The 21,007-nt window shown below is 41.6% G+C and carries 18 protein-coding genes and 1 pseudogene; 11 read left to right on the top strand and 8 right to left on the bottom strand.

Features of this window, described 5'->3' with window-relative positions; all coding sequences use genetic code 11:
- The first annotated feature begins 202 nt into the window (after positions 1–202).
- From H6H03_RS35260 to H6H03_RS35245, 4 genes are all read left to right on the top strand, one after another.
- Positions 203–1,114 (top strand): IS982 family transposase, encoded by a 912-nt coding sequence (locus H6H03_RS35260; protein ID WP_190959661.1) that lies wholly within the window; start codon positions 203–205, stop codon positions 1,112–1,114.
- A gap of 508 nt (positions 1,115–1,622) precedes the next feature.
- Positions 1,623–2,363, top strand: a complete 741-nt coding sequence (locus tag H6H03_RS35255) for a dienelactone hydrolase family protein (RefSeq protein WP_190959660.1) — start codon at positions 1,623–1,625, stop codon at positions 2,361–2,363.
- A gap of 766 nt (positions 2,364–3,129) precedes the next feature.
- The gene (locus H6H03_RS35250) at positions 3,130–3,507 is read left to right on the top strand and encodes a hypothetical protein (protein WP_190959659.1); all 378 of its coding nucleotides are present in this window, start codon (positions 3,130–3,132) and stop codon (positions 3,505–3,507) included.
- A gap of 30 nt (positions 3,508–3,537) precedes the next feature.
- Positions 3,538–3,837, top strand: a complete 300-nt coding sequence (locus H6H03_RS35245) for a caspase family protein (protein WP_190959658.1) — start codon at positions 3,538–3,540, stop codon at positions 3,835–3,837.
- 98 nt (positions 3,838–3,935) lie between these two features.
- Here the strand turns inward: H6H03_RS35245 and H6H03_RS35240 are convergent.
- The 4 genes and pseudogenes from H6H03_RS35240 to H6H03_RS35225 all read right to left on the bottom strand — a co-directional run.
- Positions 3,936–4,094 (bottom strand): annotated as a pseudogene (locus tag H6H03_RS35240) (Uma2 family endonuclease); the annotation flags it as partial.
- A gap of 165 nt (positions 4,095–4,259) precedes the next feature.
- On the bottom strand, positions 4,260–4,898 hold the full coding sequence (locus H6H03_RS35235) for a Uma2 family endonuclease (RefSeq protein ID WP_190959657.1): 639 nt from the start codon (positions 4,896–4,898) through the stop codon (positions 4,260–4,262).
- Positions 4,899–5,193: 295 nt separating this feature from the next.
- Complete coding sequence (locus tag H6H03_RS35230; RefSeq protein ID WP_242058138.1) at positions 5,194–7,116, bottom strand: sensor histidine kinase; 1,923 nt, start codon at positions 7,114–7,116, stop codon at positions 5,194–5,196.
- A gap of 174 nt (positions 7,117–7,290) precedes the next feature.
- On the bottom strand, positions 7,291–13,179 hold the full coding sequence (locus H6H03_RS35225; protein ID WP_190959656.1) for an AAA family ATPase: 5,889 nt from the start codon (positions 13,177–13,179) through the stop codon (positions 7,291–7,293).
- Between the two features lie 344 nt (positions 13,180–13,523).
- Between H6H03_RS35225 and H6H03_RS35220 the strand changes: the two genes are divergently transcribed.
- The 3 genes from H6H03_RS35220 to H6H03_RS35210 all read left to right on the top strand — a co-directional run bounded on the left by H6H03_RS35220 (position 13,524) and on the right by H6H03_RS35210 (position 15,513).
- The gene (locus H6H03_RS35220; protein WP_190959655.1) at positions 13,524–14,249 is read left to right on the top strand and encodes a pyridoxine 5'-phosphate synthase; all 726 of its coding nucleotides are present in this window, start codon (positions 13,524–13,526) and stop codon (positions 14,247–14,249) included.
- A 152-nt stretch (positions 14,250–14,401) separates the two neighbouring features.
- Positions 14,402–15,118: a SnoaL-like polyketide cyclase gene (locus H6H03_RS35215; RefSeq protein ID WP_190959654.1), complete on the top strand. Its 717-nt coding sequence runs from the start codon at positions 14,402–14,404 to the stop codon at positions 15,116–15,118.
- A gap of 65 nt (positions 15,119–15,183) precedes the next feature.
- The gene (locus H6H03_RS35210; RefSeq protein ID WP_190959653.1) at positions 15,184–15,513 is read left to right on the top strand and encodes an MgPME-cyclase complex family protein; all 330 of its coding nucleotides are present in this window, start codon (positions 15,184–15,186) and stop codon (positions 15,511–15,513) included.
- Here the strand turns inward: H6H03_RS35210 and H6H03_RS35205 are convergent.
- Entirely contained in the window at positions 15,500–15,766 is a 267-nt protein-coding gene (locus H6H03_RS35205) for a hypothetical protein (RefSeq protein WP_190959652.1), read from the bottom strand. The two genes, H6H03_RS35210 and H6H03_RS35205, sit on opposite strands and share 14 nt — an antisense overlap.
- 119 nt (positions 15,767–15,885) lie before the next feature.
- Here H6H03_RS35205 and H6H03_RS35200 point away from each other — a divergent pair, with 119 nt between their 5' ends.
- Positions 15,886–16,557: a hypothetical protein gene (locus tag H6H03_RS35200; protein ID WP_190959651.1), complete on the top strand. Its 672-nt coding sequence runs from the start codon at positions 15,886–15,888 to the stop codon at positions 16,555–16,557.
- A 240-nt stretch (positions 16,558–16,797) separates the two neighbouring features.
- Here H6H03_RS35200 and H6H03_RS35195 read toward each other — a convergent pair whose 3' ends face one another.
- From H6H03_RS35195 to folD, 3 genes are all read right to left on the bottom strand, one after another.
- The gene (locus H6H03_RS35195) at positions 16,798–17,253 is read right to left on the bottom strand and encodes a divergent PAP2 family protein (RefSeq protein ID WP_190959650.1); all 456 of its coding nucleotides are present in this window, start codon (positions 17,251–17,253) and stop codon (positions 16,798–16,800) included.
- Positions 17,254–17,435: 182 nt separating this feature from the next.
- Positions 17,436–18,368: a geranylgeranyl diphosphate synthase CrtE gene (gene crtE / locus H6H03_RS35190; protein ID WP_190959649.1), complete on the bottom strand. Its 933-nt coding sequence runs from the start codon at positions 18,366–18,368 to the stop codon at positions 17,436–17,438.
- A gap of 164 nt (positions 18,369–18,532) precedes the next feature.
- Positions 18,533–19,411: a bifunctional methylenetetrahydrofolate dehydrogenase/methenyltetrahydrofolate cyclohydrolase FolD gene (gene folD, locus H6H03_RS35185; protein WP_190959648.1), complete on the bottom strand. Its 879-nt coding sequence runs from the start codon at positions 19,409–19,411 to the stop codon at positions 18,533–18,535.
- 127 nt (positions 19,412–19,538) lie between these two features.
- On the opposite strand from folD, the gene H6H03_RS35180 reads away from it, so the two are divergent.
- The 3 genes from H6H03_RS35180 (at position 19,539) to H6H03_RS35170 (ending at position 20,886) form a co-directional block, all read left to right on the top strand.
- Positions 19,539–19,841: a hypothetical protein gene (locus H6H03_RS35180; protein ID WP_190959647.1), complete on the top strand. Its 303-nt coding sequence runs from the start codon at positions 19,539–19,541 to the stop codon at positions 19,839–19,841.
- A gap of 102 nt (positions 19,842–19,943) precedes the next feature.
- Complete coding sequence (locus tag H6H03_RS35175; RefSeq protein WP_190959646.1) at positions 19,944–20,432, top strand: hypothetical protein; 489 nt, start codon at positions 19,944–19,946, stop codon at positions 20,430–20,432.
- 22 nt (positions 20,433–20,454) lie between these two features.
- Positions 20,455–20,886, top strand: a complete 432-nt coding sequence (locus H6H03_RS35170; protein WP_190959645.1) for an NUDIX hydrolase — start codon at positions 20,455–20,457, stop codon at positions 20,884–20,886.
- The last annotated feature ends 121 nt before the right edge of the window (positions 20,887–21,007 follow it).

The following is a 21,007-nucleotide window of genomic DNA, read 5'->3' as shown; positions in this document are numbered from 1 at the left end:
GAGTTCGACGGATAGGAAGGAGCAAAAAGCTTGCTGTGTAAGAATTTTCTCAAGTGGCATTCACAGCAGCGAGACCTGCGGCACGCCTGAAAGCGATCGCGCGCAGTGGCGGAGACATCACTACGATTAATTGAGAAGAGATAAAAAAGTGACAAAAAAATGCCGAAACTAAAAATATCAAAGAAAAATCAAGGTTTCGGCTATGTCTACGATTGTATCTCACCTCGACATTACACAAATTTTCTGCGACGTAGATGATTTTTGTCACCAATGGGAAAACCTCTGGCGGCAGGTACCACAACTGCCATCAACAATGGGAGAACGGCGTAGTCAATCCAGAATGCACTTATCAGAAGTAATGACCATAGTTATCGCATTTCATGGTAGTGGATATAAGACCTTCAAGGAATTCTATACGCTGCAAGTCTTGCCAGGTTGGCGTCAAGCATTTCCCAATTTAGTCAGCTACACAAGGTTTGTGGAATTGATGCCCTGGTGTTTAATGCTGCTATGTTGCTTTTTACATACACGTACAGGAGAAATTACTGGAATTAGCTTTATCGATTCTACTCCCATCAATGTTTGTCACAATGCCAGAGCGCATTCTCACAAGGTATTTAAAGGTTTAGTGAAATGGGGAAAAAATTCTGTGGGCTGGCATTTTGGATTTAAACTACATTTGATTATTAATGATTGTGGAGAATTACTCGCATTTTCCCTAACTCCCGCCAATATAGATGACCGAAAACCAGTCCCAGATATGACTAAAGACCTCATTGGTAAATTATTTGGTGATAGAGGATATATCTCTCAAAAACTATTTGAGGAGTTATATCAACGAGGGTTGCACTTAATCACTAAATCTAAGAAGAAAATGAAAAATCGTTTGGTCAAAATGATTGATAAAATTCTTTTACGCAAACGAGCAGTAATTGAATCGGTCAATGATCATCTCAAAAATATCTGTCAAATTGAACACTCTCGTCATCGTAGTCCATTTAACTTTTTGGTTAATTTGATGGCTGGTTTAGCTGCTTATACCTATTTGCCTAAAAAACCTTCCATTGATATTTACCCAAAAGACTTACCTGCACTACCTCCTGTCATTTTTTAGTTCCATCGAACTCACGTTACTCTAATTCCGGGGTAATCACTTCAAATCAATGCCCACGGATGGAATGTACCGTACTATTGCAGAGTATTTAGGTTGGGCACAACAAACGGTCAGGCAGACAATAAAACGGTATAAAAGTCCATTTTTGTTACCTGTTGATGTTACATAATTAGGTGAGGATTGCCCGCTCTACTATAATCACCTATTTTATAGACTGAGAAAAAAGAGGCGATCGCTTCATTAAGTTGATTGTTAATTCTTGAGTTATCCCTTGTCGTATTTTGTACTATTTTGTACAAGTCTTTTTTGATGACACGCTCTAGCGAAGACTCGGTAAAATTTCAATCTGAAGACGAAATTGAAAAAAATTGTTCCTGAATAACTCCCCAGTTTCACTACAAAGGGAAATAATGAGAGGATACGTCCTTCTTATGGCAGTCAGCTACTGTCATTCTTAATTCACTTGTATAAAAGCTAATGAAAGCTTACATGAAACGGAGATAAAACAGTGCAAATCACTAAACGGAATGTCGAGTTAAGAGTCGATGACAGTTTGATGCGTGTCTATGTAGCATCTCCTAAAACACCAGGACTTTACCCAGGTATTGTATTTTATAGTGATATTTATCAGTTAGGCGAGCCGATAATTCGTTTAGCTAACTACTTGGCAGGATATGGCTATGTAGTGGCGGCACCTGAAATTTTTCATCGCCTTGAGCCAATTGGGCAAGTTATTGAACCAAACGATCTCGGTCGGATGCGTGGTAATGATGACGCTCGTCGAACAGCGATCGCACATTATGATAATGATTGCCGTGCTGTAATTGAATTTCTCAAGACAGAAAGCGCAGTTTCTCCAGGCAAGATAGGCACTCTGGGCTTTTGTATTGGAGGACACTTAGCTTTTCGTGCAGCATTTAACAGCGAAATTAAGGCTTGTGTGTGTTGCTATCCTACTGGCATTCCTAGTGGCAAACTGGGGCAAGGTGTAGCCGATACAATCCATCGAGTTAATGAAATCAAAGCCCAGATGCTAATGGTGTTCGGTACACTCGACCCTCATATTCCAGACTCTGACCGACAAACCATAATTAAAGCTCTAGAGAATGCTAATGTACCCCATAAAGTTCTCTTGTATGAAGCAGAACATACCTTCATGCGGGACGACGGTTATCGCTACGATTCTGCTGCCACCACCTCTGCTTGGGCTGAAATAATACCTTTCTTAGAAGGTGTATTTGCAAACTGAAGAAATTTTTGTTAACGAGTTCTGCTAAATCCCAGCACACCCAATAAGCCATAACTCAATCCCCGTTTTGTAGGGACTTCATGGGGTTCGGCTTACATATTTGATAAATAATCTCGCGCGATCGCACTTTGACTTATACTCTATTGAACCATTTAATTAATGCTTTGCCATTCACCAACTTCTTATATCAAGTTCGGATAATTACTTATTTTTAAAATCTCTCCGCGTCAGAGCGTCCCCTTCAGCGTCAGTCTTAATGATAAGTCTTCTACCGAACATGATATTAGGCATAAACCTTCCTTAATTCATATATTTCTGAATCTTGTTCTTTTTCTTCAAAATATAAAAATTCATGTAATCGATCTATTGAAATAGGAGATTTATAAATATTACTTTCAGACTCATAAACAATTTCAAAGGATTCAATTGCTTCTTTGAGTTTAGTAGCATCTTCTTGAGTATTTCCCTGCCCAACAATACCGTTTTCTAAACATAAAGCAACCCAATAGCTATAACTTTGTCTGAGTACAACTGTATAAAAGTCTATTTTTTTATCTGTTGATGTCGCGTAATTAGGTGAGCATTGTCCAATCTACTATAATCATCTATTTTATAGACTGAGACAAAAGAGGCGATCGCTTCTGCCCATACTGATTTTTACCTAAATATTACAACTTCTTCTAAAAATCTTGAAGAAATTTCCGAAAATTTACATAGGGGATATGATTTTATATAGATAAATCACTACAATATAGTTGACACTCAAATGAGTTCTGAACCTAACGTCAAGCTAACGATCGCTTTTACTAATCCAGATTTAGATGCAGAGGAGAAAGACAAGGAAGCGCGAAATCTGCTGCGAGAAATCAAAGATTTAGATGTCGAAAGTGCAGAACTCGTGGAAGTCACAGAAATACCTGAAAGAGGTAAATCTGTTGCAGGCTTTTTGTGGGGTGTATTGCAAGCTGAGGTAAGCCTAGCTAATTTTAAGAAATTGTTGGGATTTTTGGGCGATCGCCTTGGTAACAAAACCATTGAATTGGAAGTCGAAGCCAACGGCAAAAAACTCAAGGTGAAAGCTAGCAGTCGGGAAGAGCTAAGCGCCGCCATTGAACAAGCGCAAAAGTTCATCGCAGGTAACTAAGAAATCCCAGCAGTAAGGAAGAATAGCGACATGGCGAAAGTAGCACTGCTAATAGGAGTCAGTGAGTATGAGCCTGGTCTTAAACCATTGCCAGCAGCAGCAAAAGATGTCGAGGCGATGCAGCGAGTTTTGCTACATCAAGATATTGGCGGTTTTGACAATGTAACACTGCTGATAAATCCTCAACAATATGAGATGGGGGAAGCGATCGAAAGGTTGTTTGATGGTCGTCAAAGAGATGACCTCGTGCTGTTATTTTTCTCTATTTCTTGCACAGTTCCAATTTATCAATTAATAGTGCAACGGGAAAGATTCAGTTTTCTGAATTAGATGTTCGCTTAAACAAAATAAATTTGTGCTAATTCAACGTTAAATTTGCAGCTTTACTTAATAGCGATCGCACTTTTTTTTTGTGATGTTTGAAAATAGCGATCGCCCGAAGCTTGTTGCAATGATCGAATCAGGACATTCATAGCAATACGATGTCGATTTAATTCCAAGAGTTCACCATCATCAAAAATTAAATCTGTGGGTGGTGTGGGGTGTTGCCAGTCTACAACGGTTGCTGGATTGTTTTCGGTAGTCATGGGCGATCGCCTTTTTCAAAAAGTGTTGAATAATAGACTTCTTGCAGAAGTAGGGAAAAGGGGAAAGGGGGAAAGGTTTGGTATTTTCCTTTCCCCTTTAACCTTTTACCTTTTCCCACCTCTTGCAAAAAACACTTTTGCAAGAGGTCTAATAATTCAGAATGCCTATAAATTATCTTTAACCCAATTTCTAAAATTACGCATAGCTTGACTTCTGCCAATTGTTAAACACTGCTGCACATATTCATTGACTAATTCAATAATTGGGATATCAGGAAAATTAGGACTAGATTCAGATTGGATATATTTTCCTTCTTTGAGCAAGGAAATTTCTAAACCTTTTCGTGTATATCGCCACAGTTCAGGAACTCCCAAAACTGCATAATTATCAAATCGAGTGCGAGAAGTAATATCAATTTCAATTGCTAAATCTGGGGGCGGATCTATATTTAAATCTATGCGGTTTTTGCCAATTACAGCAGCTTGATTTTGAATATAAAAACTAGTATCTGGTTCTACTGCTTGGCGCATTCGCTCATTTTTAAGAGTTGTAGAACCAAAAGGTTCAAAATCAATTTCGAGTTTGTCTAATAAAATTTTGACTAAATCACCAATATATTCTTTATCTTTTTCATGTTCTGGTAGAGGAACCATAATTTCTAACCAACCATCACTATAAGAAATGCGTGCCGCACGCCTTTCTCCCATTTCTTCTAAAATATTTTCTAACTGCTGCCAACTTATGTCTTGCAGTAACATTTGTTGACCGGGTTTAACAACAATTTGTTGCAGTTTTAAAAGCATATCACCTCAGAAAGTTGATGTCTTAAGCTGTTGTGTAGAGCAGATTTAAATTATAAATCAACTTTCTTCAAGTATATAATGATTGCCAATTACATGAGGTACAGAAAATTATAGAAACGCTAAGCTTGGCGTCCTTACCTTGTAGTTAACAGTTTCAAGTGCGTTAGCCTACGGCGTAACACACCCGACATCAAATTTATATTTGTTCATATATATTAAATTTTTCTCGCCGACTTACTTATCGTCTTTGACGCTGTATATATTTATGTCTATCTACTTAATTTTAGATTAAAAATTACTTTTTACTTGTTACAGGAATACGAATAGTAAACTCTGTCTCACGTCCGGGAGTTGAATCAATTTTAATACTTCCTGCGTGTTTTTCTACGACAATTTGATAGGCGATCGCCATTCCTAATCCAATTCCTTTACCTACAGGTTTAGTAGTAAACATATGGTCAAATACCCGTTGCTTGACCTCCTCGCACATCCCAATACCATTATCATAAATCTGAACGATGGCGTTGTGAGTTAACTTGTCAAGTTGGGTTTGAATTCTAATATGATTGGGGTTGGTTTTAAGAACCTCAACATTGCGTTCTTCGCTGGCTGCTTCTAGCGCGTCGATGGCATTCACCAAAACATTCATAAATACCTGATTCAGTTGCCCTGCATAACATTCTACTTGGGGTAAATCGCCGTATTTCTTAATAATTTGAATTTCTGGGCGTTCGGGTGTAGCTGTCAGGCGATGGTTGAGAATCATCAGCGTGTTGTCTAATCCTTCGTGAATATCTACCATTTTCATGTCTGCTTCATCGAGGCGGGAGAAGTTACGCAGAGACAGGACAATTTGACGAATGCGTTTGGTTCCCACTTGCATTGAAGTCATTAGCTTGGGTAAATCATCTGCCAGAAACTCAATATCAAGGTCTTGTGCGAGTTCGCGAATTTCTGGTGTCGGATTTGGATAGGTTTGTTCGTAAAGCTTTAGCAAATCGAGGATACTTTCAGTGTATTCACTGGCGTGGTTGAGGTTAGCATGAATAAAATTGGCAGGATTATTGATTTCGTGTGCCACCCCAGCAACCAGTTGTCCCAAGCTAGACATTTTTTCCGTGTGGATGAGTTGAGCTTGGGTATTTTGCAATTCTCTGAGGGTTTTGCCCAGTTGCTGCGCCTGCTGGCTGGAAATCAAGGCACGTTCCCGAATCTCTTCATATAGTTGCACCTGTCGCCAGCCACCAATCAATCCAACCACCAGCAATCCTGCCAAAACCGTAGCCAAGATATTCAACGCTTGCAATGGCGATTCAATATTTTCTTGTGGCACAATCAAAGCGATCGACCAATTTGCCTCTCTCAGCGGCGTGTAAGCAACATAGTTCCATTTACCATCTACTTGAGCTAATTCAATATTTGTACGTTTAGCTACCATTTTTTTGGCAATTGCAACTAGCCGGGGATTGGGAGAGTTGAGGAAACTCTGGGCGGCTCTTTCCGGTGTGCCAATTAGTCGTGTGTCTGGATGAACAATGGGAACTCCTTGAGAATTGAGCGCAAAGGCATAGCTACCCTTGCCTTGATGCAAATTATTGACTACCTCAATTACTCGGTTAATCGGAATTCCTCCCATTAAGACACCTGCTGGTTTTGTGCCTGTTTTGTCAAGAATCGGGGAACTAACTTGAATTTGTAATTGATTGGTTGTGCGTCCAATAATTGGATCGGCTGCTACCGTTTCACCCGCCATACTCCGCTGAAAAAATTCTCGGTCTTTAACATTGGGACTACCCCCTTGAGTATTAATTAATGAACCATCTGGTTTAACAAGGGCTATGAGCAAAAATGTTTGCAGCCGCTTCAACTCCGATTGCAAGTAAGGCTCCATCAATGACCAATCAAGCGATCGCACCACAACGGAATTTGCCACAGTCTTAATTTCTGTCTTACGAATCGCTAACCAGTTATCAATATCATCCTCACCTTGTTGTGTTTTTAACAGTGCTTGCTGCTTGAGACTGTCGAGCAATAATCCTTTAACAAAGTTGTAACTAGTAATGGCGGTGGCGCTAATACTAATAGACAGCATTACCACAAGTGATAATAATAGCAGGTTACGCGATCGCCATTTCAATGAAAAATAGCTTTTCTCATTTTTACCAAACTTTTGCTGATTGATTTTCAACCAGGCTTTGAATAATTTAATTATCATCATTGCTTGTCTCCAAGTTTAAAATAAAATGCCAAATTAACAATTAACAAGTCAAAATTAAAGCCAGTTCCAGATAGGAATTTAAACTCCATCTGAAACTAATACTACGTATATCCGTAGGGCTTTTGAACCCTTTATTTTACGTAAAAATGTAAAACAAAGATGATTTTTGACTTTTTAACTTTGTTGACTAGAAATTTTAATAACAAACTCTGTTCCTCGTCCAAGTTCAGAAGTGCAGGAGAGGGAACCACCATGTGCTTCTACTATAATTTGACGAGCGATCGCTAATCCCAAGCCTGTACCTTTACCTACAGGTTTAGTAGTAAAAAGATGGTCAAATACTTTTTGTTTAACTTCTGGTGACATCCCCACACCATTGTCAGCAATCTTAATCACAACCTGATTACTTGAATCTCCTACACGTGTTTGAATAGTAATGCGATTGGGATTAGCTAGAATTTCTTCTAAACTGCGCCCTGTATTATATTCTTCAAGTGCATCAATGGCATTTGCTAACAAATTCATAAACACTTGATTGAGTTGCCCAGCAAAACACTCTACTAAAGGTAATTGACCATAATCTTTGACTATTTCAATTCCCGGATGATTTTCGTTAGCTTTTAACCGATGTCTGAGAATCAAAATAGTGCTATCAATGCCTTCGTGAACATCAAAGGGAACTTTATAATCGCGATCGGCTCTCGAAAAGGTTCGCAGACTATTACTGATACTGCGGATACGGCTAACACCTAATTTCATCGAGTCTAGTAATTTCGGTAAATCTTCCCGTAAATAATTTAAATCCATCGCATCAATTTCGTCTTCAATTTCTGAACCAGGGCGGGGAAATTTTTCTTGGTAAAGCTTAATTAGCCCAAACAAATCTTTAACATAATCTTTAGCTGGTTCAATGTTACCGGCAATAAAGCCAATAGGATTGTTGATTTCATGAGCAACACCCGCTACCAAATTTCCCAGAGCAGACATTTTTTCACTTTGAACTAATTGCAATTGCATTGTTTGGAGTTCTTGAAATGCTTGTTCTAATTGTTGCTTTTGCTGTTGTAGCAATTGTTCTGCTTCCTGGCGTTCGGTGATATCTTCACATGTGCCAAGGATGCCAAAAACGTTTCCCTCTCGATCTCGTAGCGGAATTTTGTTTGTATTCGACCAGATTTGTTTTCCGTCTGCTTGGAGCAATCCTTCGATAATGTTGAGTTCAGGTTGTCCAGATTCCATGATGCGGCGATCGCATTCTACATACCAGTCTGAGTCTTCATCACGCCAGGGAAGTTCATAGTCGGTTTTCCCAACTATATTTTCTGGTAATTCTAGACCCGTAGTTTCAGCAAATTTGCGGTTACAGCCTAAATAAACGCTATTGCGATCTTTCCAGAAAACAGACTGGGGAATATTGTCAATAATTAACCGCAAAAATTCTTCAGTTCGCCCAAGGTTTTTTAATGTTTCTTGTGCCTGTTGATACAATCGAGCGTTTTCTAGGGAGATTGCAAGTTGAGTACATAATAGATTCAAGATTTCTACGCGATCGGTCGTAAATGCCCCAGTAATCAGATTATTCTCTAAAAACAAAATCCCCAATAGTTTGCCTTGGTGAAGAATCGGTATACACAGCAGGCTTTTGGGCTGCTGACGTATGATATAAGGATCGGCGATTAGCGCCGGATACATTGCTGTATCGATAATGACACTAGGTTGCAGATTCCGTTTAACGGCGTAAATTAGGCTACGGGGAACCTCTGTGCTATCCTCAATCGGGATCGATTGCAGGACGGTTGATTGCTGCCCAACTTCAGCAGTGGCCTCAACGACTAATTTATCTTCTTTGAGCAGTAGCAACACACACTTATCTGCCCCTGCATTTTCAATTACTACTAAAATAAGTTTGCTAAGTAATTTTTCTAGTTCGATTTCACTGGAGAGAGTCTGAGATGCTTTGAGAATTGATGTCATATCTAACATCAATGAGATATTGCTACTAGAAGTTAGTGATTTGCTGAGGCTGGGATGCAAGGTAGCAAAGTTATCATTGTTTGCGATGGTGTCATTGGGTGTTAGTGGTGAACGCGTTTGTTGTAAAATCGGAGCTAGCAATTGCGGATAGCGCTGTTCTAAATCATCAATTTTCGCTTTGGCATCCCAACGAGCGTAGCAATAGTAGGCATTAATCAAATACTCTTGGGCAATGCGTTCTTTGCCCCATTCTAAATAAAACTTGGCTGCGAGTTCATTGGCAAGTGCTTCTTCGTTGAGATATTCATTTTTCTTAGCTTTGGCAATGGCGCGATCGTATAATTCGATGGCGTTCATATACTTGCCAGAAATTCTTGCCATTTCCGCAGATAACAATAGATATCGATGCAGAAAGTTTTTTGGACAATTATTCGCCCAGTTTTTCTGGATTTGTTGATGTTCTTGCATAATTTCCCAATACTGCTTTTTCTCATTTGATGTCGCATTGGGATAAACTGCTGCCAAGGTCAGTGGATAATAGAAATGATATTGAATAATTGGAAAAAAACCAGAGTTAGCAGGCAAGGTTTTCTTAGCTTCTTCTGCCGCTTGAATTGCATCTGCATAGCGACCATAAAGGTAGGATAATTGGATTTTGAGAAAACAGTACCAGTTAATTCCATGCTCAAAGTTTTGCTTTTGTCTCCAAACTTCTATGTAGGGAATATCTTGGCCATTTTGATTATCCAATAAATCAGTATTTTTCGAGATGCCTTGTAAGTTGAGGGTAAACTGCCTTTGTAAAGTAAATGCATACAGCATATTTACATCATTTACTTGTTCTACATAGCCCAGATATTTCTCAGTTTCGGCATAGATATCTGATAGGCGATCGCCTTTAATTAACATTGCCCAAATGTAAAAGGAAACTGCCCAAACACCAAATACTAAATTTCCAGTTTCTTGACAAACTTGAAAAGATTGTTGGGAAAGCGGCAAATTCGTTTTTAAATGTTGATTATACGGGTTAATCGTGTGGGCAAAAATGTTATTTGTTTTAAAAATAAATTGGGTGCCATTGAAGTGGCGATCGAGTCTTAGTGCTAACTTTCCGAATTCATAGGCAGTCTGATAATTTCCTTGGTTGGCGAGACTCATTCCATACAAACAATAAGCAAAACCAGAACTTTCGGCATTGCCATAACTCAAAGATAGATTAATCATTAATAGAGGAATCAAACAACTCAGGTTTTGATCTCCCCCCATATAAGCAGCCGCCCAAAGGTCAGCCAAAAGGCTCATACAAACTTTTTTTACCGGATCTGTCATCTCAGGCAAATCAAACAAATCTGCTGGACGAATTGCTAAGAGTTTTGCTTTTAATTCTTTCACTTCAGCGTCAATAGCAGCTTCCTGTTCTTGTGCAGTCACAGGGAGATTCATCCCCATAATGCTCAACCCTTTGAGTCCACAAGCGAAACCAGCTTCTATATTTTCACCCTGAGTCATTTTCAGGTACATTTGAATGCCATAAATCTCTGCTCGATCGAATTTATCTTGACTGCGATTTAAAGCAATATCAAACAGTTCTTCCGTCTGCTCAAAATTGCCAATTATATATTCACATTCTCCGGATTCTTTATATAATTTAAACGTGAGTTTGTAGTGAGTTTGCCAACTATCTTCTATTAGTAATTCTCTGCCCAACGTGAAATATCTGACAGCGGCTTTATAAGCAGTAGAAGCTTTTGCCTTCTTGCCAGCCATTAAATTGAGTTGAGCCAATTCATATTTTTGGGATTGTTCCTTAATTATGTCAATTCCCTCATTGAACTGATTGACAATATCAAAAATGCTGGCTTCAATTGCTTCAGGCGGAGTACTTTTTAAGATTAATTGCCCAATTTTTAAATGAGTAGCTTGCTTTTGAGATTCAGGAATCAGTGAATAAGCTGCTTGCTGGACGCGATCGTGAAGAAATTTGTAGGAACAATAGTCGATAAAATTGTGGCGTTCAAATTCGGAATTTGCAATTTGTAATTCTGACTCCTCTTGATAAAACTTGTAGACATCATTTATGGGAATAATTAGCCCATCCTGTACGGCTTTCCAAAAGTCTGCTGCTGTTTCTACCTGAGATTTTTCATGGACAATTGCCAATGTTGTCAAATCAAATTGGTTACCTACACAAGCCGCTAATTTCAAAACTTCTTGAGTCTGTGTTGGCAACTTTTGGATTTGAATTGCCATGAATTCTACTACATCATCAGTGAGAGAGAGCGATCGCACCTCGGCGAGATCGCATTCCCAATAGCCACCCTCAAAATTAAATGTAATTAGTCGATCTTGATGTAGTGCTTTGAGAAATTGGGTGCAGAAAAAAGGATTACCTTTGGTTTTGCTTAATACCAAACCTGTTAATGGTGCTGCTAATTCCCAAGAACAACTCAATGTGTCTGCGACCAAATGATTGACAGAAATGTTATCTAGAGGAGCTAAAGTAATTGTATTGACTCTAGCGCCTAACTTCTGAATTTCATCTAAAGTCAGTACCAGTGGATGTACTGGGTTGACTTCGTTATCGCGGTAGGCACCAATTAATAGTAGATAGCCGATATCAGCTTCACTCATTAACAAGTGCATTAACTTTAATGAAGCCGAATCCGCCCACTGCAAATCATCAATGAAGATTACCAAGGGATGTTCTGGTGCAGTGAACACTTGAGTGAACTTCAAGAACAGCAAATTGAAGCGATTTTGTGCTGCACTTGGTGAAAGTTCTGGCGCAGGAGGCTGTTTACCAATGAGACTTTCCAACTCTGGAATCACCTCAATCATCACTTGTCCGTTTTCACCCAAAGCTTTAAGAAGCTTAAACTTCCACTGTTCTAGTTGAGCGTCACTTTCAGTGAGCAGTTGTGTCATCAAATCTCGAAAGGCTTGCACAAACGCAGAGAAAGGAATATTGCGCTGGAATTGGTCAAATTTACCTTTAATAAAATAACCGCGTTGTCGGACAATTGGCTTGTGGACTTCGTTAACCACAGCAGTTTTGCCAATTCCAGACAAGCCTGCTACTAACATAATTTCAGTGCTTCCCCCGCTGACCCTCTCAAATGCATCCAATAAAGTTTCTACTTCAGCTTGGCGACCGTAGAGTTTTTCAGGGATGATAAAGCGATCGCATATGTCCCGCTTACCTAATTCAAATCTCTCAATCTGCCCAGTTTCTTGCAGTTGACGCCGACAAACTTCTAAATCATATTTCAGTCCTAATGCACTCTGATAGCGTTCTTCAGCATTCTTCGCCATCAATTTCATCACAATATTACAAATAACTTGCGGAATCTCTCCCCCCTGCCCCTTGCCGAAACCTGGCGGCTGCTTAGCGATGTGACAGTGAACCAACTCCATCGCATCGTTAGACTCAAAAGGTAACTGTCCAGTCAGTAATTCATAAAATGTAATTCCCAGGGAGTAGTAATCGCTGCGATAGTCAATTGAGCGATTCATCCGTCCAGTTTGTTCGGGGGAAAGGTAGACAAGAGTACCTTCTAAGACATTGGGATTCTGAATTTCCTGGGTTTCTTTGGGCAAAAGCGAGGCAATGCTAAAATCTATTAACTTAACTTGCTTAGTTTGCGGATTAATGAGAATGTTGGCAGGCTTAATGTCTTTGTGGATCACCCGATGCCGATAAAGTCCGTCGAGAATTTCACTCAAAGCGATCGCAATATCTAAAAACTCTTCCAAGTAATTTGGATTACTCTCCATTGCTGTTTTCATCCATTCCCTCAGAGAAATACCGCCGAAATCCTCCATTACCAAAGCATAGCTGTTGCCGTAGGGTTCTAAGCTGTAGGGACGAACAATACTCTGGAGGTCGAGATTTTTGGCAATAGTATACTGATTGCGAAACTGGAGTAATTCGCTGAAGGTAGGATACTCCTGATGAAGCAGTTTAATAATCACCGGAACTCGATCGTCTTCTCGAATTCCACGGTAAACCAACGTTCTAAAGCTCGTATAAAGTTGCTCAGTAATTTGATAGTTTAGAAGCTGAGATATATGTTGAACTGCTGTATTCATACTTGATAGAGTCTCTTGAAATCAGCTATTTATTTCAACTAGTTTGCCCAAATATGAGGTTTAGCTAACTCAGTTTGATTTTGGGTGTAGGCGTAGCCCGTCCTATACATGGCATTAGACCTCTTGCAAAAATCCTTGAATCACCCCTCCCCAACCCTCCCCTTGTGAAGGGGAGGGGGCAAGATTTCAAGTTTCCCCCCTTTATAAGGGGGGATAAAGGGGGGTCTATTCGACTTATGCAAGAGGTCTATTTATCATCTCTGGCATCCATAGCCAAAAGGCTAAACTCCCGTTATTTCCGGTAAAATCAATTTCTGAGGACTGTAATTTGGGAGAATTTTGGGGTGCCCACACTTGGCGTTAACATTGACCACATTGCCACCATCCGGCAAGCACGGCGGACAGTGGAACCAGACCCCGTAGCAGCGGCGGTGCTGGCAGAATTAGGAGGTGCAGATGGAATTACAGTGCATCTGCGGGAAGATAGACGGCATATCCAAGATCGGGATGTGCGAATCTTAAGACAAACAGTGAGAACTCACTTAAATTTAGAGATGGCCGCTACAGATGAAATGTTAGCGATCGCTCTCGACATTAAACCAGATTATGTAACTTTAGTCCCTGAAAAACGCGAAGAAGTCACAACAGAAGGCGGACTAGATATCGTTGGGCAAATTGCTAGAATAGGTGAGATCGTTGATAAATTGCAAGGCGCTGGCATTCCAGTTAGTTTATTTATCGACGCCGAACCAGCACAAATTGAAGCATCTGTCAAGGTACAGGCTAAATTTATTGAATTGCACACCGGACAATACGCTGAGGCTAAGGACGAAACAAATCGCCACCGAGAATTAGCCGTCTTAGCTAAAGGGTGCGAACAAGCAATTCAAGCGGGACTGCGAGTCAATGCTGGACATGGACTCACCTATTGGAACGTCTACCCGGTGGCTGCCCTTAGTGGCATGGAAGAACTGAACATCGGTCATACCATCATCAGTCGGGCAGCCTTAGTAGGTATAGAACGAGCAGTGCGCGAGATGAAAGAAGCGATACGGGGGAATGGGGCATAGGGCATGGGAAGGGGAAAGGGAAAAGGGGAAAGGGGAAAGGCATTGATTTTTAATTATTCTCCTCTGCCCCTCTGCCTCCCCTGCTCCCCTGCTCTCCCCAAGAGGGGTTGTAACTGCGAAATCTAGAAATCAATCTTCAGTAAAAAACTTCTATGAGCGCAACACAGTCTAACAACCTGCCGCTTTGGGTACAGGATCGGGATCGGGTGATAGCAGAAAGTATTGATACTGAGTGGCGCTATCAGACACCACCAGATTATTCTCGCTCCAAAGAAAATCTGGCTCAAGAAAGTACGCGCAATCACTTAGAAGGTACACTAGAAGCGATCGTGCAAAACTTGGTGCGAACCTTCGAGATGGAAGTATCCTTTAAAGCTAACCCGCAACAGTGGTTATCTATTGTCAATGACAAGTTTCGCGTCAGTACTAATGGCGGAGTGGACTATACAGCGGCAGATTTATCAGCCCAAGGTACTTACAATCTATTTATGCCTGATTCAGAACACTACAAAGCTTCAGAAGAAAGCTTTGAATCATCGGCAAAACTCTTCCACACAACATTTCCCAAAGGATTTCCTTGGGAAGTGCTGGAAGTTTTCTCAGGGCCACCGAATGTAACATTCAAATGGCGGCATTGGGGACATTTTAACGGACAATACAAAGACTATGCACCTACTGGAGAGACGGTGGAAATTATCGGCATGAGCATTGCAAAAGTTACCGATGACTTAAAGATTATTTCCTTAGAACACTACTTTGACAATAGTCTGTTCTTGACTAAGCTAACATCTGGTGGCAAGGCAAATGCAGACAGCCAAGGAAGTGCTTGTCCCTTCAGTTCTTGGTTCAAAAAGTTCCAAAAAAGTTAATTTTCAGGGGTACAGTGTGTAGTACTGTGCCCTGAAATTCTTTCCATAACAAGCAAAGGATGAAAATGCAAACATATCATTACGTTTTGGCCAGTCAACGTTTTATCCTCGAAGAAGAACCGATAGAGGAAGTTCTCAAAGAACGTACCCGTCATTACCACGAACAAGAAAAACAAATAGATTTTTGGCTGATTGAGCAACCTGCTTTCTTAGAAGCGCCCCAGTTTGCAGCAGTAAAAGCAAAGTGTCCCCAGCCAGCAGTGGCAATTATTTCCACTAATTCCCAATTTATTACTTGGTTGAAATTGCGTTTAGAATACGTCATTACAGGAGAATTCCAAGCTCCTTGTGAGGCAATACCTGATGCTCTAGCATCTTTGGCTACTGTGTCTTAATAATTGGGCATGGGGTATGGGGAGATGGGGGAGATGGGGAAGTGTGGGGAGTGTGGGGAGTGTGGGGAGAGAGGGGGGAGAGGGGAGATGGGGGAGTGTGGGGAGATGGGGGAGTGTGGGGAGAAAGAGAATTTATGCCCCCGTCTCTTCCCACACCTCCCACACCTCCCACACCTCCCACACCTCCCACACCTCCCACACCTCTCACACCTCCCACACCTCCCACCCCTCCCACACTTCCTGCTTGCCCCATACCCTATGCCCTATGCCCATTTCCCATTTTTCTTTATAAAATCTTTTATGACACCATAATTTACCTATCTAACTTTTGTGCAGAGATTTCAGACTTTACCAAGTGTTTTAGGATTAGCGATGTCTGTCTTGAAAGGTTCAGAACAGCAGAAGACGCCGTTCCGACTTATCGCTACGACGAGCTTCGCTTTCGCTGGGTTGATTAGTGGCATGAGTTCTGTCTTTGCTCAACAAGCCATTCCCAATTGTCAACCACCGAGTGCAGGCGAGTATCTTTTATTAGTAGTCAGCCCGACGGCGGAAAATCAAAAGCAATTGCGTAGTGCCCTACCGCCTGAACTCAAAACTACCACCTGCCAATATCTCAACGAAACTGTAACGCGCATTGGGGGCTTTAATCAAATTGATGATGCCAATCGCTGGGCAAGGTACGTCAGTAATATTGTTGGTTTGTCTGCCATTATTACTACTCGACCAACAGCACCAGATGTTGTACAAGCACAGCCACTTCAGCAGCAGACAGTCGGCTATAATCCTCAAGCCTTAGGAGAGGGTTATGCGGTGTTGGTAGATTATTACAATCGCCCAGAAATAGCAAATAGCGTACAGCAAGCGGTGGGAGGTAACGTCGGTTTTGCTTCTTATGGACAACGCCCATACTTGCTGGCAGTTTATACTACTAACCAAAGTGAAGCATACAACACATTACAAAAGCTAAACGATCGCGGTTTTGTTGCCAGTATCGTAAATAGCCGTAAGGTAATTTTGTTGCGGTCAGCTGTGGGATTTTAAGAATAAAGAATTCAGGAGTCAGAATTCAGAATTCAGTATGAATTCTGTATAAGTGGCGGTGAAGTTAGCGCGTTTAAGTTCCTCACTAAATTTTCTCTACCAGATGCTTTTACTAGCTTGCTTCGCCGTAGGGAGTTCAATTTAATGGTCAATAAGAAAGTAGCGGGTTTAAATCCCCACCATAAGATTGCTGAATTCTGTATTCTGTTAGCGCAGCGGGGCGTAGCCCATTGTGCATTCTTAATAAGCAGCCCTGGCTAACCAATAAACCGTCATACCTAAAGCTGAGCCAGCTATTACCTGAACTGGTGTATGTCCGAGTAATTCCTTAAGACGGTCTTGGCTAAAGTCTGGTTTTTCATGAAATAATTCATCAATCATTTGATTGAGAATCCGAGCTTGCTTGCCAGCCGCTTGGCGAACTCCGGCTGCATCGTACATAACGATGATGGCAAAAACCATGGCCACCGCAAAATCAGGAGACGCCCAACCAAGAGTTTGCCCCACACCAGCAGCTAGAGCCGTAACTAAAGCTGAGTGGGCACTGGGCATACCTCCGGTTGTGACTAAAACGCGCACATTCAGCTTGCGATTTTTGACAATCTCGATTATCAGTTTTAATGCTTGAGCGATAAAACAAGCTACCAGAGCAACCAGCAGCACCCGGTTGTCTAAAATGTTGCCTATATCCTGCATGGTATTGTGATTAGGTTAGTGATAAGAGCAGCAGTTGTTGGTTGAGGAAACATTTAGATTCAACCCAAAATCTCAAATTAACCTTGTACATCATGTGGAAATAACCCGACGGTTAAAAATAGACAAAAAGTTGATGCTTTGAGCATTTATGCCTCTTGCCTCTTGCCTTTTGCCTTTTTCTACTAGTTATTGCGACTGATGATAAAATGAGCGATCGCTTGCAGTGGCTTAGCTCTTTCCCCAAATGCTTCTAATTCCGCGCAAGCTGTTTGGACTAGCTCTTGGGCTTTTGAACGAGATTGCTCAATTCCCCAAAGGCTGGGATAAGTAACTTTCTTAGCTTTTTCGTCTTTGCCAGCTGTTTTGCCTAATTGCTCCTGGGTAGCAGTGATATCCAGAATATCATCTACGATCTGAAATGCTAGCCCAATATTTTGAGCATAACGGCTGAGTCGTTGCACATCTTCAGATGATGCCCCAGCTACAATCCCGCCACAAATTACACAAGCTTCCAAAAGGGCAGCTGTTTTGTGTTCGTGAATGAAATTCAGTGTTTCTAGAGAAATATCGGATTTACCTTCACATTGTAAATCCACAATTTGACCGCCGACTAAACCAGCTGCCCCCAGAGCACGGCCAAGACGAATAACTACTTGCAAAACTCGCTCTCTGGGAACACTTTCAGGGGTATGAAGGGCAACATATTCAAAAGCCAGAGCCAACAAACCATCTCCGGCTAAAATTGCCACATCTTCGCCATAGACCTTATGATTCGTCAGCTTTCCGCGACGATAATCATCATTATCCATTGATGGCAGGTCGTCATGAATCAAAGACATTGTGTGGATCATTTCCACTGCACAAGCTGTTGGCATAGCCATTTCGATGGTGCCACCGATCATTTCACAGGTGGCAAGGCAGAGAATCGGGCGTACACGCTTACCTCCAGCTAATAATGAGTAGCGCATCGACTCATAAATTGTTTCTGGATAAACGATGGGAATAGACCGATCTAAAGCGGTATCACAAAGCTTTTGTCGTTCTTTGAGATAGGCTGCTAGGTTAAAGTTGGCTTCCTCTGGTGGTGTCTTTTGAAAGTTATCAGTTGCTACCATTCTTCAATTCCTGACATTTTGTGATTTTCGTCTTATACGTCACAATTTTAAGGTGCTGTGGGACTCAAAAAATGGGGAGTTAGGAGTTAAGAGTTAAGAGTTAAGAATTAGGAGTTGGGAGTTGGGAATATAACTCATAACTTTTAACTCATCACTCTTAACTCTCACTTTCTTACCGTCCTCGAATAGCTTGTAAATGTATTTTGCAACAATAAGGCGACGGTCATTGGCCCGACACCGCCAGGAACTGGGGTGATAAATCCTGCTACAGCAGCAGTTGATTCCAAATCAACATCGCCGACTAGCCGACTGTTGCCACTGGCATCAGTGACCCGATTCATTCCCACATCTACCACAACAGCGCCCGGTTTTACCATATCAGCAGAGATTAGTCCGGGACGACCTACTGCTGCAATCAGAATATCAGCATTTTGAGCGATCGTTTTGAGATCGTGCGATCGCGAATGAGCAATGGTGACTGTAGCATCAGCTTCTAATAGCATTAACGCCATTGGCTTACCTACTAAAATACTACGTCCCACTACTACTGCCTGCTTTCCCTGCAAAGGAATTTCATATTCTTCTAAAAGCCGCATCACACCAGCAGGGGTACAGCTACGTAAACCGGTTTCTCCCCGTACTAGTCGCCCCAAGTTAACTGGGTGCAGTCCATCAGCATCTTTATCGGGATCGATTTGATGTAACAGGCTAACAGCATCCAAATGGTTAGGTAAAGGTAGCTGTACGAGAATACCATCCACCCGTTCATCGTGATTGAGTGCAGTAATAACCTCTTCTAATTCCCCTTGGGTAGTTTGGGCAGGAAAATGCTTGCCAAAAGAGGCTATACCAACTTTAGCGCAGGCTTTTTCCTTATTGCGTACATAAGCAGCTGAGGCTGGGTTATCGCCAACCATCAGCACTGCTAAGCCAGGCGGCCTTCCAACTTTTGGTTGTAATTCGCTAATGGCAACAGAAAGTTGTTGCTGAATTTTGGCAGCTAAAGCTTTACCATCAAGGATTTTGGCAGTTTGTGTTTTCATGATAATTTCTGGCTATGTTCGTCTTGTGTCGCAAGTTTGATTAAAAAGGGCATAGGGCATAGGGCATGGGGCATCGGGCATGGGGCATTGGGCATTGAGCATGGGGCAGAGGGAATGATTTATAACTATGATTTCCTATAAATCTAAGATTTGTGAACGAGTCTTTGATACTCGTGGGCGAGTCTTTGATACTCGTGGGCGAGTCTTTAATACCCGTGGGCGAGTCTTTAATACTCGTGGGCGAGTCTTTAATACTCGTGGGCGAGTCTTTGATACTCGTGGGCGAGTCTTTAATACTCGTGGGCGAGTCTTTGATACTCGTGGGCGAGTCTTTAATACTCGTGGGCGAGTCTTTAATACTCGTGGGCGAGTCTTTGATACTCGTGGACGAGTTTTTGATACTCGTGGGCGAGTCTTTGATACTGGTTAACCAGTTTTTGAACTCCACTCCTTTGCCCCCATGCCCGATGCCCAATGCCCAATGCCCCATGCCCCATACCCTGTTTGCCCAATTCAGAACAAAGTACCATAGATGGGAACTGACCCCATCGAAGTGGCGACAAAACAAGCAGTGAAGCAAAAATTTGCTCAATTGGTGGCTTTCATGAAAAAAACGAGAAATTTGTCCCTTGGCTTTTTGTATGGGCACAGTATTGTTCTCTACCGTGTAGGGTTAGCTTTTTTCGTGGTAGCAGGACTTTCTAGTTGTGGTAACTTAGCTTCCTCTGGCTTGAGTGGAACTGGCTTAAAATTTGGCGCTAATGTTACCCCAATTCGACAAATTAAAGCAGAACAAAAGAATCAGGCTACAGTTTACATCCAAGGTAAGGTAGAAAAGCAAGCTCCGCTGATGAAGCAGTGGGCTTATCAAATAGATGACACAACCGGCAAAATTTGGGTTGTCACTAACCAAAAAAGTTTGCCAGAGGGATCGGAAGTAGTGTTTAAGGGTAAAGTTCGCTACCGAAGTATTCCTTTAGCTGGGAAAGAACTGGGAGAAATTTATTTAGAAGAAGAATAATTGAGTAATTAAAAATGAACATATGAGCAATCAACTAGTACATGTAGCGATCGCTATTCTCTACCAAAACAACAAATTTCTCATGCAACTAAGGGATAACATCCCCAGTATTCGTTATCCTGGCCACTGGGCACTATTCGGCGGTCATATCGAACCTGGTGAAACACCCGATGTGGCAGTCAAACGAGAAGTTTTAGAAGAAATCGGCTATAATTTGCCGCCTTTTGTTGAATTTGGCTGTTATCCCGATGAAACAGTTATCCGTCATGTTTTCCATGCACCACTCTTAGTGGAAATGAATGAATTGGTTTTGAATGAAGGCTGGGATATGGGATTATTGACTCCAGAAGATATTCGCCAAGGTGAGTGTTATTCAAAAAATGCCAACGAAGTGCGACCATTAGGGGAAATGCATCAGCGAATTATGTTGGATTTTATCGAGAAGAATCGATAAATTGGGGCATAGGGCATTGGGCAAGCAGGAAGTGTGGGAGGTGTGGGAGGTGTGGGAGGTGTGGGAGGTGTGGGAGGTGTGGGAGGTGTGGGAGGTGTGGGAGGTGTGGGAGGTGTGGGAG

Source organism: Nostoc paludosum FACHB-159, from assembly GCF_014698835.1.
GTDB lineage: Bacteria > Cyanobacteriota > Cyanobacteriia > Cyanobacteriales > Nostocaceae > Nostoc > Nostoc paludosum.
This window is presented reverse-complemented; position numbering and strand designations above follow the sequence as displayed.